The 14,071-nt window shown below is 60.6% G+C and carries 10 protein-coding genes and 1 pseudogene; 7 read left to right on the forward strand and 4 right to left on the reverse strand.

Annotation, left to right across the window (positions count from 1 at the left end; all coding sequences use genetic code 11):
• Positions 1-518: 518 nt before the first annotated feature.
• The 4 genes from OM977_RS08345 (at position 519) to OM977_RS08355 (ending at position 4,589) form a co-directional block, all read left to right on the forward strand.
• Complete coding sequence (locus tag OM977_RS08345) at positions 519-1,544, forward strand: ABC-three component system protein (RefSeq protein WP_264357017.1); 1,026 nt, start codon at positions 519-521, stop codon at positions 1,542-1,544.
• Complete coding sequence (locus OM977_RS19735) at positions 1,541-1,798, forward strand: ABC-three component system middle component 6 (protein ID WP_442960709.1); 258 nt, start codon at positions 1,541-1,543, stop codon at positions 1,796-1,798. The genes OM977_RS08345 and OM977_RS19735 overlap by 4 nt, the downstream gene beginning before the upstream one ends.
• A gap of 64 nt (positions 1,799-1,862) precedes the next feature.
• Positions 1,863-3,542 (forward strand): ABC-three component system protein, encoded by a 1,680-nt coding sequence (locus OM977_RS08350; protein WP_264357018.1) that lies wholly within the window; start codon positions 1,863-1,865, stop codon positions 3,540-3,542.
• Between the two features lie 789 nt (positions 3,543-4,331).
• Positions 4,332-4,589 (forward strand): hypothetical protein, encoded by a 258-nt coding sequence (locus tag OM977_RS08355; protein WP_264357019.1) that lies wholly within the window; start codon positions 4,332-4,334, stop codon positions 4,587-4,589.
• Between the two features lie 653 nt (positions 4,590-5,242).
• On the opposite strand, the gene OM977_RS08360 is transcribed toward OM977_RS08355, so the two are convergent.
• Positions 5,243-5,881, reverse strand: coding sequence for a hypothetical protein (locus OM977_RS08360; protein WP_264357020.1), 639 nt, complete (start codon positions 5,879-5,881; stop codon positions 5,243-5,245).
• A gap of 1,849 nt (positions 5,882-7,730) precedes the next feature.
• On the opposite strand from OM977_RS08360, the gene OM977_RS08365 reads away from it, so the two are divergent.
• Entirely contained in the window at positions 7,731-8,516 is a 786-nt protein-coding gene (locus OM977_RS08365; protein WP_442960726.1) for a ZIP family metal transporter, read from the forward strand.
• Between the two features lie 476 nt (positions 8,517-8,992).
• On the opposite strand, the gene OM977_RS08370 is transcribed toward OM977_RS08365, so the two are convergent.
• Positions 8,993-9,595, reverse strand: coding sequence for a TetR/AcrR family transcriptional regulator (locus OM977_RS08370; RefSeq protein WP_264357022.1), 603 nt, complete (start codon positions 9,593-9,595; stop codon positions 8,993-8,995).
• A gap of 167 nt (positions 9,596-9,762) precedes the next feature.
• Here OM977_RS08370 and OM977_RS08375 point away from each other — a divergent pair, with 167 nt between their 5' ends.
• Together OM977_RS08375 and OM977_RS08380 are read left to right on the forward strand one after the other, a co-directional pair.
• The gene (locus tag OM977_RS08375; RefSeq protein ID WP_264357023.1) at positions 9,763-10,836 is read left to right on the forward strand and encodes an alkene reductase; all 1,074 of its coding nucleotides are present in this window, start codon (positions 9,763-9,765) and stop codon (positions 10,834-10,836) included.
• 62 nt (positions 10,837-10,898) lie between these two features.
• Positions 10,899-11,612: an SDR family oxidoreductase gene (locus tag OM977_RS08380; RefSeq protein WP_264357024.1), complete on the forward strand. Its 714-nt coding sequence runs from the start codon at positions 10,899-10,901 to the stop codon at positions 11,610-11,612.
• A gap of 331 nt (positions 11,613-11,943) precedes the next feature.
• On the opposite strand, the pseudogene OM977_RS08385 reads toward OM977_RS08380, so the two are convergent.
• Both OM977_RS08385 and OM977_RS08390 read right to left on the reverse strand, forming a co-directional pair.
• Positions 11,944-12,810 (reverse strand): annotated as a pseudogene (locus OM977_RS08385) (alpha/beta fold hydrolase).
• 48 nt (positions 12,811-12,858) lie between these two features.
• Positions 12,859-13,857 (reverse strand): NADP-dependent oxidoreductase, encoded by a 999-nt coding sequence (locus OM977_RS08390; RefSeq protein WP_264357025.1) that lies wholly within the window; start codon positions 13,855-13,857, stop codon positions 12,859-12,861.
• Positions 13,858-14,071: the final 214 nt, after the last annotated feature.

Here is a 14,071-nt window from a genome sequence, read left to right on the forward strand (position 1 = left end):
AACCGGGTGTGGGTTTCGTTTCGGCGTCGTTGCTTGCTCACCGGGGTTATCCTTCTCCGCTCGTCGTGTTTTCCTCCTCGTTCATGGTGGGCCCGGGGGAGGGCAACATGACTTGTGCCCTATCTCCAGGGAATCGGCGCCGCCAGACACGCATAAGTGGTCTGACACGGGTAGCGTGCCCGAGGGAGTCAACATGGCTGTACATGTAGCCCACGAAGCTCACAGGCTTTCTTCCCTGGCTCCAGGGTTTTCCCTCGACGCCTGCTCATGGTTACCTGCGACGCCTACTACATGACGGAATGGTGAGACGTCGAAGCACTGGGTCACCGATATGAACCCTTTCGTCGTTTTGGCCGACGGCCTGCTGCGCTCTCGTAGCGGGTGGCCCGTGAGGCGATGTCGGTGACCGTTGAAAACTGAGCCACTAGACGGCAAGCCCACGAAACGGCTCACTTTTCGACCATCGCTGACAGGCGAGCCGGCTTGGACAGGACTGGGCGCGGGAAGGATCGCGTTAGGTGCGTCGCGTCGTTTCTCCAGGCAGAGCTGTGCGCCGGTACGCTGATCCAGACATTATTAACAGAGGAGGCAGCGTGTTGCAGTCAGGGGCTACGTCTGCGTGGAGGGACTGGTACCGCTTCTGTCACGATGACCGCTTCGCTCAGTCGCAGGGCACCGTTTTCGAGAACTACGTGACTGATGCCTTAGAAGTTGTGCATGGCGGCGACTTCATCAACCCGGTGCCCAAGGGCCAGCTCGGTGACCATGGCTGCGATGGCATTACTGGCGACGGTGAAGTTGCGTACGCCTGCTTCGGCTACTTACCCAACCGTGCGTCGGAAAAGGACCTTGCCAAAAAGGTTACGTCCGACTTCACGCGAGCAAAGACAAAGTGGCCGTTCTTTACTAACTGGCGGTTTGTCTCGAACGTCGGGATTGGCCCTCTTGCAGCACAGGCATTCATCACCATCAACCAAGAACACAAGCCAGGTTCTGATCGAGTCGTCAAGGCTATGGCATTTGATCGCTCAAAGTTCTGGAATGAGTTGCTTCTTCCGCTCAGCGTGAGGGATCTGGACAAGCTGTTCCCAGGTGTCCCACACGCTCAGAACATTCAACTCAACGACCTTGTCCCATTACTAGATACGCTGGGACAGGCAACGCTTGGGGGGACAGAGGATGTTCCTGCTGGTGCTGTTTCACCGAAGAAGATGGAGTTCAACAGTCTCTCGCGACGTGTTCAGCTGGAGTTCAGCCATGCTCGAGTGCATATGCCGGCAATCCATCAGTGGTTCGCGGGTCACAGCGATCCCACGCTGCGCGATGCACAGGGCGACAAGTTCCGGGAAATCTATCTTGACGCTTGCCGGAGTGGAACGAACTCAAATGAGGTAATTGAGAGGCTGTACGTCAGTCTGGGTGGGCAGAATTTTCGCCTAGACGACCGCTTGGCTAATGCTGTGTACGCTGTGACGGCCTTCTTCTTTGATGAGTGTGACATCTTTGAACTCCCGCCGGAGAACTGGCACGTGGAGGCAGATTGATCCTCCCGACGAAAGGCATCAGCCCTCAGCGTGCGTTAGTCACGGTTGGCGCCCAAGCGCTCGAAGTATTGACGCTGCCGAGATCATCCAACTCTGCATTTGAGGCTACGAAGCAGCTCAGGTTGGCGCGCGGGTTTAGGGAACCCTTGAGCTTTGACTGGTTTTCCCTTGCCCTCGCCTTGCTGTACTCCATAGGGGCGATAGGACTCAGTAACGATGGACTTCTTGTAAGGACGACCGATGCGGATCATTAGATTAGGTGCAAGCGACCCTCGCTTTCGAACAGTCAATTTTCATCCAGGGAAAAAACTTAACCTGTTGATTGCCGACAAGACGCGGGCGACCGGTGTGGGTGACTCACGTAACGGAACCGGCAAGACCGCAATGGCACTGATCGTGCGGTACCTTCTCGGCGGAAACAAGCCGTCCAAGCTGGCAAAAGCACCGGAACTTGCTGCACACGAGTTCTTCGGTGTTTTTGAGATGCTTGGCTCCAATGGACAGCCTGAACGAGTCACAGTCCGACGGTCGTTTAAGTCGACAAAGGTAACTGTCGAAGGCTGGTCTCGGGTGTCCGCAGAACCAATGAGTATGGGGGAATGGACCACGCTTCTAGCCCGGCATGTTTTTCGGCTCCCCGAGGGGCTGGAGCGACCAACGTTGGGGCAACTCGTAGGACAATTTGTGCGTACAGATTTCCTGCCGACCAAAGTCCATGTCACGGAGGCCGACTGGGAATCGGGCTGCCGCTACGCATTCCTCTTTGGCATAGACGCAGGTATTGCTGCCGAGGCCGGAGAAGTGGCGCGGCTAACGGGGCAACAGAAAGCCCTCAGTCAGGCCGCCAAGAACGGGGCCCTTGCAGACCTCAAGCTTGATGTCGCCGGACTTAGGGGACGGCTTGTTACTGCGCGGCGGGAACGCGAGGATGCCGGTCTGGAACTGGCTAACTTCCGCGTTGAAGATCGCTATCAAGACCACCAGGTCAGGGCAAATGCTTTGAGCAAGGAGATCCGGGACCTCAACGAGCAGGAGCTGATCCTTCAACGAAGGCTCTCTGATCTTGACCGCGCTTTAGAAGAGGAGTCTGTTCACGGGACAGATCGGCTGGGCCGGGCGACACAGGCTGTCTACAGTGAGGCTGGTATTGCGTTTTCCGACGTCGCACTTAAGAGGTTTGAGGACGTTCAAGCATTTCATGCATCGGTAATACGGAACCGCCGGCTGTTTCTTCAAAACGAGCGTGGTGAAATTACCTCGGGCCTCCGCTCGGTTCAGACCACCCGGAATAACCTGGATGAGGAGCGGTCATCCTTGATGATCCTTCTCCAAGAGTCAGTTGCACTTGACACGTATCTAGCTGCCCAAGCCTCACTGACGACGTTGGACGCAGAGATAGCCGGGATCGAGGACCGTCTCAGAATGGCAGAGAGATTCGAGAACCTGGGCGAGGACCGTGAAGCGAAAGCAGTCGAGACCAGGCGGAGGATGCGGCTCGAGATTGCCGAGCAAGAACCTCGGCTTGACCAGGCAAGAGCTCTCTTTGGCGACCTCGCCGCGGAAATATACGGACATGGCAGCGGCAAGACGAAACGCGCCAGTCTCGATCTGGGCGTCTCACCGAGACAGGGAAACTTTCTGGTCAACCCAGAAATCGCAGCAGACGGCAGCGCTGGGATTTCTTCCGTTAAGACCTTCATTATGGACATGGTTACCATGTGCATGGCGCAAAAGACCGGGCACTCGCTCGGATTCCTCATTCACGACAGCGGCCTCTTCGACCCCGTAGATTCGGAGCAAATTGCTAGCTGCCTCAACATCGGTTCGCGGTTGGCCGAGGAGTGGGGATTTCAGTATGTCGTAACCATGAATTCTGATGATCTGAGATCAGCCATCCTTGACTCCGGCGGTGCTTTCGACGAAGAACCCCATTTGTTGGAGTTACGCCTGAGCGACCAGGAAGACGAACAGAAGCTCTTTGGCTTTGGATTCGATTGAGATCCTGTGCGTCGCCTTATCGGTCCGCGACAGGCAAGCCTGCGGCCCCTCCCGCTTGAAGGACGCCGCCAAAGTTTGACCCTTGTCATAGTGAGCATCTGCAACACATAGTCGCGTCGACGAAGTCGATGCCGCCATCACTCAGATCATCCTCCTCGGCAACGAGGACGAGGCGAGAAAAGCCGACCTCCCCTAAAGAATGTTGGCAGGGATCGGCGGGGTATGCTTACGCAAGGCGTCTCGTCGTTGGACCGCAACCGCCAAGCTTGGTTGGGCAGTAGGCAGATAATAAGTTGGGCGAATTTAGCATGTTGTATCGAATTTGGCGGTGGCTAATTTGGACTGTGTTGGGCTCCCTCATTCCATTTGTCGGCCTTGCAGTCATGAGGTTCCTCGATGTTCGAGCTTGGCCGGAAATAACCTCAATGTTCGGTTCTGGGCAGCTGCTGCTGACCTGTGTCGCTCTTACAGCCGGGGGACTTAAGGAGCTGAGCGGGATGGACCCGAGTCTCAGAAATCGAGCGAGAGACACTGCGATAGCATTCCTCATTATTTTCGGGTTTGTAGCCGCCATGGTTTATGGCTACATGGCCAATCTGCTTATCCGCAACGCTGTACTCCCGATGGAGCAACAGCAACTAGTCAGCGTCGTCTCACTGTTTGCTCTTGCTGTCGCTGGTGTTGGAGTCGCGTGTGCCATCGCAATCAGCTCTCCGGAGGAACGGCTCTTTCCTAATCGCCACCGGAAACGAGATACTAGAGACTCAAGCAACGAGAAGGACGTCGGGCATGGATGAGTTCACACTTGCCGTAGGTGCGCTGGTAGGTGCTGGTGTGTCAACGTTGCTGGCGATGACCTGGACAGCGATCCAGACGGTCCGTACACGGAGAAACCGCGCCCACTTAGAAGTGGCGCATAAGAATATCCCAGGGCTTTCCAGCCAAGAAGCCGAAGGCCTCCTTCTCCAAGTTCAGCGATTGAGAGGAGAAGCCGACGGCATAGAAGAACGTCTGCTTGAAGACTTAGGACGAGGCAAGCGGGCCTGAACCCAGGCAGCCGCTCTTCTGCGGTAAAACGGAACGACCTGTGCCGTGAGATGAGCGCTCTCAGCAACGTCCGGTTCCGTCGACTCGGATGACTCGCCGGGCCGCCGGGGAAGCCAAGGACCCGATTAGGGACCTCGGGCCAGGGTAGGCACCCCGAACGGTAGGACAGCGATTTCCGATCCCTGTGACCGCGTCTCGTCTGACTGCGAATTCCATCTTGCATGGTGCCCAGACGACGACGTCCATGCCGCCGCAGCAGCAGATTGGCCGTCCGTGTCCTCACCGGTAAAGCAGGCGGACGCCCTATGGGGCTGGAACGCCTAGTCGAATGGGGGCTCGCCAGGACATATGCCCGGGGACGCGGACCCGACGAAGCCAAGACATATTCCTGGAGGAGTTCGCTGCTTGGTGCTGTGATTGTCGAGCGCGCAAACATAGGGCAGCCGGCGCGAGGCTTTCGGGGTAGATCCGTCTTCATCCAGGAGAAGCCCGAATATCGACGTCCTGAAACAGCGAATCCTTCTTGAACCTGCCCTGTGGTTGCGCCGGCTTCTGTTTGTGGTTGCGTCAGCGGCTCACTCAGCTGCCTCGCGCGTCGGGTCGTGTGGGGCGGTAAGAGAGACAGTCGGCACGCCTGGACTCCCACCACAGTCTCAGCCAGTGCTGCGGATCTTGCCGTCCTCACCGCTTGTGAGTTCTCTTGAGATTGAATGCAGCATGCTGGTCAGGTCTCGAGCAGCGAATATATAGTCGAGGACCACGTCCGGCTCGACTTCAAAGGTTTCCTGGTGAGCTGCCTGATTACGGAGTTGTCTCAATTCAGCGGCCGATGAAGCGATGTCCCTTGTGACGAAAGGAAGCTTACGGAGGGCGGCGACAGGATTTCGAAGCATCATTTGTAGGTCTTTACGCTGTCCTCCGGATCTCTCAACGAGATCGTAGGCGGCCTTTTCTAGCGGAATGTATGCCTCCAGCACCGCGTGCCTAGGCGATGTGTACACCATAGACTCAGCAGGGTCTTTGCGCTGCGGCTCTGCATCATCTGGCAGGGAAGTGCCCGAATCACTTGGTGGCGCCATTTTGGAGGTAACGTCGGTTACTTCCCTGAGTCGTTCTCCAAACTTGGCGTTGACACTTCCCGGCCCCGAAAACTCGGTCATGTCGGCAATGCGTTGAGCCACCGCTCCGATAATCTTCCTGAGCTTTTTTCGAAAAGTCAGAGCCAGCACGACCACTGCCACCGGCCAAGCAACGGACGAAACCAGGCTCGCAATAAACTCAAGCGGGTCCAAGCCGTTCCTTTCTGAGGTTCGAAAGCGTTCCGATTGCCGTGTACATCCGATTAGTCTAGGAGACGGCTGCACCTTCCCGTGTCATGAAGCGAACGACATGCGCCCGGAGCGGCGCGGCTGCAAGTAACCTTCCAGCGGGGTAGTCCCGAAATTAGCACATTGAGGATGTTGACACTGTCAACAGGTTCGGTGTCGTATGGGGTCGTATGTTGGCCGGACCGGCCCGGATTGCTTATGATTCCTGGAGTTCCGAGTGTTTGCAGGCGAGGGAATGCAGTTCGAGTCCCACCTCGGGCACGTTTTTTCCCTGTTCAGGGGCTTGTGAGCCTCTGAGTGTGTACAAATCTCCTTTTATGGGCCCCTGCGGGGGCCCATTTTTGTTGGTGGCGGCTGGTCTGGTGGCTCCTTCTCTTGACTTGGACAGCGGTGTTGCTGTGTCCTCCTTCATGGCCGGGAGCGCTTGGAACTGCATGACTTGCTGTGAGTCGAGTTCAAGTCCTCATGGTCATACATGTCGGCAGCCGGAACTCCTGGGAAAGTTTCGTCATGTCGTCGATGCTGTTCTCTAGCATCAGGTCGCACTGAACCAGCGGGATACCCGCAATATGGCAGGCCGACATAGATTGGGGTACACCAGCGATGCCTAGCCCCGAAAAGAGCTTGCGCTAAACACGGCAACTCTCGAGACTCCATACCAGGCAGCTTATGACGGGACCGATAGTCGAAGTCGAGGTAACCATGGATATGAAACCGGAAGTCGGCGAACCCGATGCGGGACCCTGGCAAGCCGAGTCACTGGAGAGCTTGGTGCGGCGGCTGCTGCCGGCAGCAGGAAAATGTCCGAACCGCCCCTGGATTGTAGCGGTAGATGGAAGGAGCGGGGCAGGCAAGACCACCCTGGTCGATCGTCTACTGGCTCGAGTGCCGGACTCAGATGTTATTCACACGGACGATGTAGCGTGGCATCTGTCGTTTTTTGACTGGGCCGATGAACTCCGTGACGGTGTCCTTGAACCCCTGCTCCGAGGCGAGGCAGTCCATTACCGTCCGCCGGGTTGGGTGGCCCGAGAACGTCCAGGTGCCATGGCTCTACCCGCCGGGCGTTCCGTGGTGTGGGTGGAAGGGAGCGGATCATCACGCCAAGCGCTCTCCGACCTAATCGACGCTTCGATCTGGGTGCAGTGCGACAACCTTGAAGCCCGACGTCGCCTCCTGGCACGAGATGGCCAGGAAGAAGAAGACCTGCACAGGGAGTGGGAAGAACAAGAGATTCCCTTCCTACTTAAAGACCAGCCATGGGAGCGGGCTACAGTGATCGTGGCCGGAAGGCCGTCCCTAGAGCACGATCCGAATACCCAAGTAGTAACCGCTCAGCCGGCACCAGCATGCGCTGAAATCACCTAACGCACGGATTTGCCATCTCCGCCCTCCACTGCCTATGCAACAAGATTGAGCGACTGACGCTGCTGGCGGGCCAGGTCACAGTGGCCCTCTCTTGCTCCGCATCTCGGGGATAGGAATGGAAGGAGCAGTCGATGTACTCGAGCCAAAACGTGTCAAACCTGGTTGAGCGTTGTCGCCCCGAACGTCTGCAGCGAACATCATCTGGGACTTTGACGGCGTCGTCGCCCATTCCGAGCCGATCCACGAGAAAACCGCCCGTGACGTAGTGGTTTCGGAATATGAGGTGTCGTATGGCGATACCTACAGGCGGATTGACCGCTGAGGATGAGGTACTGAGTTCTCGGCTGGCAGCCGCCGAAAGCTCGCACGAAAGAACATCTGGTATCCGCAACTTGCCTTGCTGTTGTCTTCGCTTCCGGCTGCCGTCCATAATGTCGATGTGGGGATGGCGGTGCTCTTCGGTGTCGTGACTTCCAGTGCCTTGCTGCTGGGGGCCTTCGTGGGTGTGCGTTTCGAGTTGCCTAAGCGCGTTCTTGCTATGATTCTGTCCTTCGCGGCGGGTGCCCTAATCACCGCCCTGACCTTCGAGCTATTCCAGGATGCCTACGAGCGCGGCGGGATTTGGCTCGCAGCGACCGGCTTGTTCACCGGTGCCGTGGTGTTCACGGTCTTGAGCGCGCTGCTCGACCGCTGGGCCCAAGCGGGTTCGCGCCCGATTCCCGCGGATGAGTACCGGGGCAGTCCCAAGCTCGACACCGATGCCGCCGCCACCGGGCGGGCGCCGTCGGCGGCCTCCACGCGGGGCGCGGCGGGTCTGGCGCTGCTGGCCGCCGCCACACTTGATGGAGTGCCGGAGAACCTCGCGCTCGGTGTCTCGCTGGGCGAGGGTACCGGCGGATTGGCGCTGCTGGCCGCGATCTTTGTCTCCAACCTGCCCGAGGCCCTTGTCGGGTCAGCCTCGATGCGCAGCCAAGGCATGTCCACGTCCGCCATCCTCAGGCTCTGGGGTCTGTGCTCGCTAGTGCTGGTCATCGCCGTGGTGATCGGTGCCGGCCCGCTCTCCGGCAGCAGCCCAGAAACGATCTCGTTGCCGCTGGCCTTCGCGGCCGGAGCGGTGATCGCCGCGCTGGCTGACACTCTCATGCCGGAGGCGTTCGAACATGGGGGGCCGGCAGTGGCCTTGAGCACCGCGGCCGGTTTCGTGCTCTCATTTGTGTTGTCCCTGGCATGAGGACCCTGGGACGTTTCGTGGGGCGGGCTGGGGAACGTCTACAGACGCGACGTGACCACTGCCATCTTCCTGCGCCGAGACGGACGCGGATGGGCGCTTCAACCCGCATTTCCGGGCTTTCACAAACGCCGATAATGGACCTTCTGTCCGCCCCGGAGGCGCCTGATGCTGCGGCCGACGCACGCGGCCCGGTTGGGGGAGGGGGACGGTGAGGCTGTCCTGTGCTTGGCTGCCACGGAAGGGTAAGTACGGCGTTGATGCAGCTCGACTGAACAGTCTTGAGTGGGACTTCCGGGCCGCCGCACGACATTGTTTGTGGCTGGAACTCGGCCAAAGATGAGGTCCCCACGATCCAGCCGGCACTGGCATGCCGAACTCTGCCAGCCCTGTTGCGAGTTCGTGGATGACGAAACGGAAGAATTCAGAAGAGGCCTGCATCAGGCGGCCGAATTCCGTCGAAGGTCTTGCCGGAGGCGTCAGCGAGACAGCAGCACGCCGACCTGGGTCCGGATGTCCCGAACAATCTCGTCGATGCTTAATCCGGCGTTCACGCTCGCCGCCATGCTGAGGAACATGATGGCGCTGACGATGCGGGCCGTCGTTGCGGCATTATCCGCACCGACCAGCGGCTGCCGGCCAAGGACGGCAGCGATGGCCTCCTCGGTCTGCGCGACGATGGACAGAGCTTCAGCGTGACGGGGCTCCGCGGGATCACCGAAGACCATTTCCCGCAGGTACGTGCGTCCGTTGTCGACCTGGACGCGGTTGCATTCCACGATGCGCCGGACGATGGCCAGCACCGCGTCGAGGACATCCGGGGTGGTTTCAGCATCAGCCCGACCTTGCTGAAGCGCTTCGGCGTAGTGGGCGTTCTGCACGAGGAGAAGGAGTTCGCCTTTGGTCTTCGCGTAAAGGAACAGGGTCCCGGTGCCGATGTCCGCCTTGTCGGCGATCTGCTGGGTCGTGACGTCCTCGATGCCGTGTTCGGCCAACAGTTCGCTGGCCGCGGCCGTGATGCGGTCCAGCTTCTGCTGCTTATTCCGCTCGCGCCGTCCGACCGGCTGGGAGGCGAGAGACATGGTGGTTGATCCTCCGGAATAGATTCTGACTGCAGTCAGTTATGAGTGTAGTCACTACTGTGTGAGTTCGAATGTTTCTTCGTTCATTCTCCCACGCAAGGGCCGAACCCCAGTGTTTCGCCCGGCACTGTGGTGGCCCTATACCAACGACGCAAAGGATCGCACGCATGACTTCCTCTCTTTGGCAACCATTTATCCTCGGCAACGTGGAGCTGCCGCACCGGCTCGCGCTGGCGCCGCTCACCCGGAGCCGCGCGAACCCTGACGGTACCCCCGGGGAACTGGCCGCGGAGTACTACGGCCAGCGTGCCTCGCTCGGGTTGATCATCACCGAGGGCACACAGCCGTCCGAGGACGGCCAAGGCTATCTGAACACCCCAGGCATCTTCACTCCCCAACACATCGAGGGATGGCGAAAGATCGCCGACACGGTGCATGCAGGCGGCGGTGCCCTGTTCATCCAACTGATGCACGTCGGCCGGATGTCGCACCCGGATAACACCCCGCACCACCGTCAGCCCGTTGGCCCGTCGGCGATCTCGGCCGAGCAGGACATGTTCACTCCAACGGGGCCGCAGAAGACCCCGATGCCGCGTGAGCTGAGCGCCGAAGACATCCAGGCCACCATCGCCGGGTTCCGCCACGCCGCAGCCTCCGCTATCGCAGCGGGAGCGGACGGCGTGGAGATCCACAGCGCGAACGGGTACCTGCTCCACCAGTTCCTCTCGCCGAACTCGAACCACCGCACGGACGAATACGGCGGATCGGTGGAGAACCGGTCCCGGTTCGTCGTCGCGGTCGCCCGCGCGGTCGCCGAGGAGATCGGGGCAGACCGGACCGGCATCCGAATTTCACCGGCGTTCCCGCTTGGCGGAATCAACGAAGGGGACCCCGCGGACGTCCGGACACAGTACCGCCACCTGGTCGGCGAACTCGCCACCCTGAAGCTTGCGTACCTGCACGTACACCACCTCGGTGACGACGAACTGCTTCGGTCCTTCCGCGACACGTGGCCTGCTGCCATCCTCGTCGTCCGGTACGGGCGCGACCGCGAGCAGATTGCCGACGACATCGACGCCGGACTCGCGGACATCGCGCCGCTGGGCCGCTTTGCCCTGGCGAACCCCGACATTGTTGAGCGCCTGCGTACTGGCGCGCCGCTGAACGAACTGGACCCGGCCACCCTTTACGGCGGCGGCGCGGCCGGGTACACCGACTACCCGGCCCTGGCACAAGCCTGATCCGCTGCCGCGAGCCCCACGCGACCGACCTCACCCATACCCACCGGAAAGAAGAAACACCAATGCCCTCACTCAACGGAGCTGTCGTCCTCATCACCGGAGCCAACGGCGGAATCGGCACACAGTTCGTGCACGAAGCCCTCGCCAGGGGAGCTGCAAAGGTTTATGCCTCAGCCCGCACACCCCGCACTTGGAATGACGAGCGCATCGTTCCACTCGCCTTGGACATTACCGACTCGGCCTCCATCCAGGCAGCGGTCGAGGCGGCACCGGATGTGACCGTGCTGATTAACAACGCCGGCGCGTCGGTCGCCAGCCCCGGGATCCTCACCCACACGGACGAGGAAATCCGCAGCAACGTCGAGACGAACTTCCTCGGTCCGCTCTTCGTCGCCCGCGCATTCGCTCCGGTTCTGTCAGCTAAGGACGAAGCGACGATCATCGACATCCACTCGGCCCTGAGCTGGTACGCCGTCGCCGGCATCTACAGCGCCACCAAGGCCGCCCTCTGGTCCGCGACAAACTCCCTCCGCCTCGAACTCTCTCCCGCTGGTGTGCACGTCGTCGGCGTCCACGTCGCATACGTCGATACCGCGATGGCCGCGCACGCCACCGACCCGAAGCTCGACCCGGCCGTGCTGGTGCGCACCGTATTCGAGGCCATGGAGGCAGGGGAGTACGAGGTCCTCGCCGATGACACGTCTGTCCAGCTCAAGGCTGGACTCAGCGCACCCCTCGAAGCGGTCTACCCGCAGTTGGTGGACACGCACGCATAAGCGAACAACCGGCGCCACCGCGTTCACCAAAAGTGAGCGCGGTGGCACCACCCCCGTCAAAGAACGCCGCGGCCCACGATGCCCCTATAAGAGCCGAAGGAACTGGCGGGTCAAGCAGATCGAGCACGGCTGCAGGGCGCAAATATTTTCCTCACCCGGCTAACGCTTTCGAAGTGCCTACTCCTCGGCTGACGCGTTCGGAGTGCCTACTGGAGCTGGCCAGCGCGACGCCGTCCCACACCTGTGGCTCTGCCCGCCCGTATTCACGGGGGGGCAGAGCCACAGCGCCTTTCTGCCCTATTGGAGCTGGGTCGTGTCGCATAGGTGCTGGTCAGTTGGCGAGGAATTCGACTGCGACGGGGGAGAACCTTTCGTGGAACTGGAAGATCCCGCCGTGCCCCGAATCGGGGTAGATGATCAGCTCGGATCCCTTGATGCGCCGGTGCAGGTCCCCGGAGAGGATCGAAGGCACCATGCGGTCGTTGTCTCCGTTGGCAATGAGGGCGGGGTGGGTGAGCTGCGACAGGTCCGACGGCGCAGAGCGGCCGAACCTCCGGATCGCCTTCAGTTGCGTCTGGAATGCCCTAATGCTGATGGGCATGTCGCGGTCGACCGTGCGCTCCTGAAGGCGCTTGATGAACGCCTTTGCGGCGTGTTTGCCGGCCGCGTTGAGGTTAAAAAACAGGAACTCCTTCGGGTCCGCGCGCGTCAGGGTCGCGCGGAGGACGTCCCGGTAGGTGGTGCCGACGACCTTGTCCATGTCCTTGCCGCCGCGCGGCCCGGTGCCGGCCAGCACGACCTTGCGGACCAGGTGGGGATGCTTGAGGACCAGGTCCTGGGCGATCATGCCGCCCATTGAGAAGGAGAAGACGTCGATCTGGTCGAACCCGAGGGCCTTGATGAAGGTGTAGGCGTCATCGGCCATTGCCTCGATGCTGTCTGGAACCTGCCCGGTGGACGCGCCGACACCGCGCTGGTCGAAGGTGATGACGTGGCGGTTCTTCGCGATGGGCTCGATGATGCGGGGGTCTCAGTTGTCCAGGGTCGCGGCGAGGTGCACGAAGAATACGACGGGGACGCCGGTCTTGGGCCCCAGCTCGCGGTAGGCGTAGGTGACGCCACCGGCGGTGATGGTGCGTGTTGCCGCCTTCGCGTACGAGGTGACGGCAGAGCCGTTCGGGGTGTCGAAGCTGTTCATGCTGGTAATCCTCCTGAGTGGTCTGTGAGGTGAACGTCTGCCGGCGAATCAGGAGGGAAGGGTGACGACGGCCTTGCCGCGGAGGCCGCCCTTGGCCAGCGACTCGAGCGCCTGTGGGGTCTGGGCGAAGTCGAAGACCTGCCCCACGACCGGGCGCAGCACGCCGTCGTCAACCAGGGCGGTGATCTGGCGTAACTGGTCGCCGCTGGCACGCATGAAGAGGAACTCGTAGCTCACCCCGAGCTTCTTCGCCTGCCGCCGGATCCTGCTGCTGAGCCCCGCGATGGCCAGGCGCAGCACAGGGTTCAGGCCTGCTTTGCGCGCGAACGCCGGGTCCGGCGGACCGGCGATTCCGATCGCCTTCCCGCCGGGCTTCAGGATGCGCAGTGACTTCACGAGGTTCTCCCCGCCAAGGCTGTCGAGCACCAGGTCGTATCCGGTGAGGAGCTGCTCGAAGTCCTGCGTACGGTAGTCGATCACCCTGTCCGCGCCGAGGTCGCGCACGAAGTCGGCATTTGAGGCACTTGCGGTGGTCGCGACGGTGGCGCCGAGGTGCCTGGCGAGTTGGATCGCGATCGACCCTACCCCGCCGGCCCCGGCGTGAATAAGAACTTTCTGCCCCGGCCGCACGTTGCCTTGCTCAACGAGGGCCTGCCACGCCGTAAGCGCAACCAACGGTAGCGAGCCGGCCTCCTCCATGCTGATCGATGCCGGTTTCAGTGCCAGATCGGCCTCGGTGATGGCGATGCGCTCGGCGAACGTGCCGATGCGGTCTTTGTCGGGGCGCGCGTAGACCTCGTCACCGGGCTTGAATCCGCGCACCTTTGCCCCGACGCGGATGACAGTGCCTGCGACGTCGTTGCCGAGGATCAGTTCGAGCTTGTACGGGAGGATCTGCTTGAACTCACCCAGACGGATCTTCTCGTCCAATTGGTTGAGGCCGGCTGCGTGGACCTGGACCAGCACATCCCGGTCGCCGACGGTCGGCTCAGGGACGTCTGCTGCGCGCAGCGGCTCCTTGTACTTGGTGACGACGAATGCCCTCATGGCGTGCTGCTCCTCTATGACGTGCGGCGGGTGAAACTGAGTCTACTCAGGTTTGAGTATACTCATAAACATTGTCAAGGAGGACCGTCAGGTGTCAGGAGACCGTGATTTCGAATTGGCGTTTGGTGGTTGGATACCAGGCTTTGAGAAGGGTCCAAAAGGGGTGTGTACATTGTCCGCAGTTCGGGTGTCGGACCAGATTTTGCGCCGCGGT

The sequence above is a fragment of the Pseudarthrobacter sp. MM222 genome (assembly GCF_947090775.1).
Taxonomy (GTDB): Bacteria; Actinomycetota; Actinomycetes; order Actinomycetales; family Micrococcaceae; genus Arthrobacter.

What these genes read in the sequence shown, in the direction of transcription:
- OM977_RS08355 (WP_264357019.1), top strand. Translation starts at nt 4,332, where the DNA reads ATGGATGAGTTCACACTTGCCGTAGGTGCGCTGGTAGGTGCTGGTGTG.
- OM977_RS08380 (WP_264357024.1), top strand. Translation starts at nt 10,899, where the DNA reads ATGCCCTCACTCAACGGAGCTGTCGTCCTCATCACCGGAGCCAACGGC.
- OM977_RS08370 (WP_264357022.1), bottom strand. Translation starts at nt 9,595, where the DNA reads ATGTCTCTCGCCTCCCAGCCGGTCGGACGGCGCGAGCGGAATAAGCAG.
- OM977_RS08390 (WP_264357025.1), bottom strand. Translation starts at nt 13,857, where the DNA reads ATGAGGGCATTCGTCGTCACCAAGTACAAGGAGCCGCTGCGCGCAGCA.
- OM977_RS08365 (WP_442960726.1), top strand. Translation starts at nt 7,731, where the DNA reads ATGGCGGTGCTCTTCGGTGTCGTGACTTCCAGTGCCTTGCTGCTGGGG.
- OM977_RS08375 (WP_264357023.1), top strand. Translation starts at nt 9,763, where the DNA reads ATGACTTCCTCTCTTTGGCAACCATTTATCCTCGGCAACGTGGAGCTG.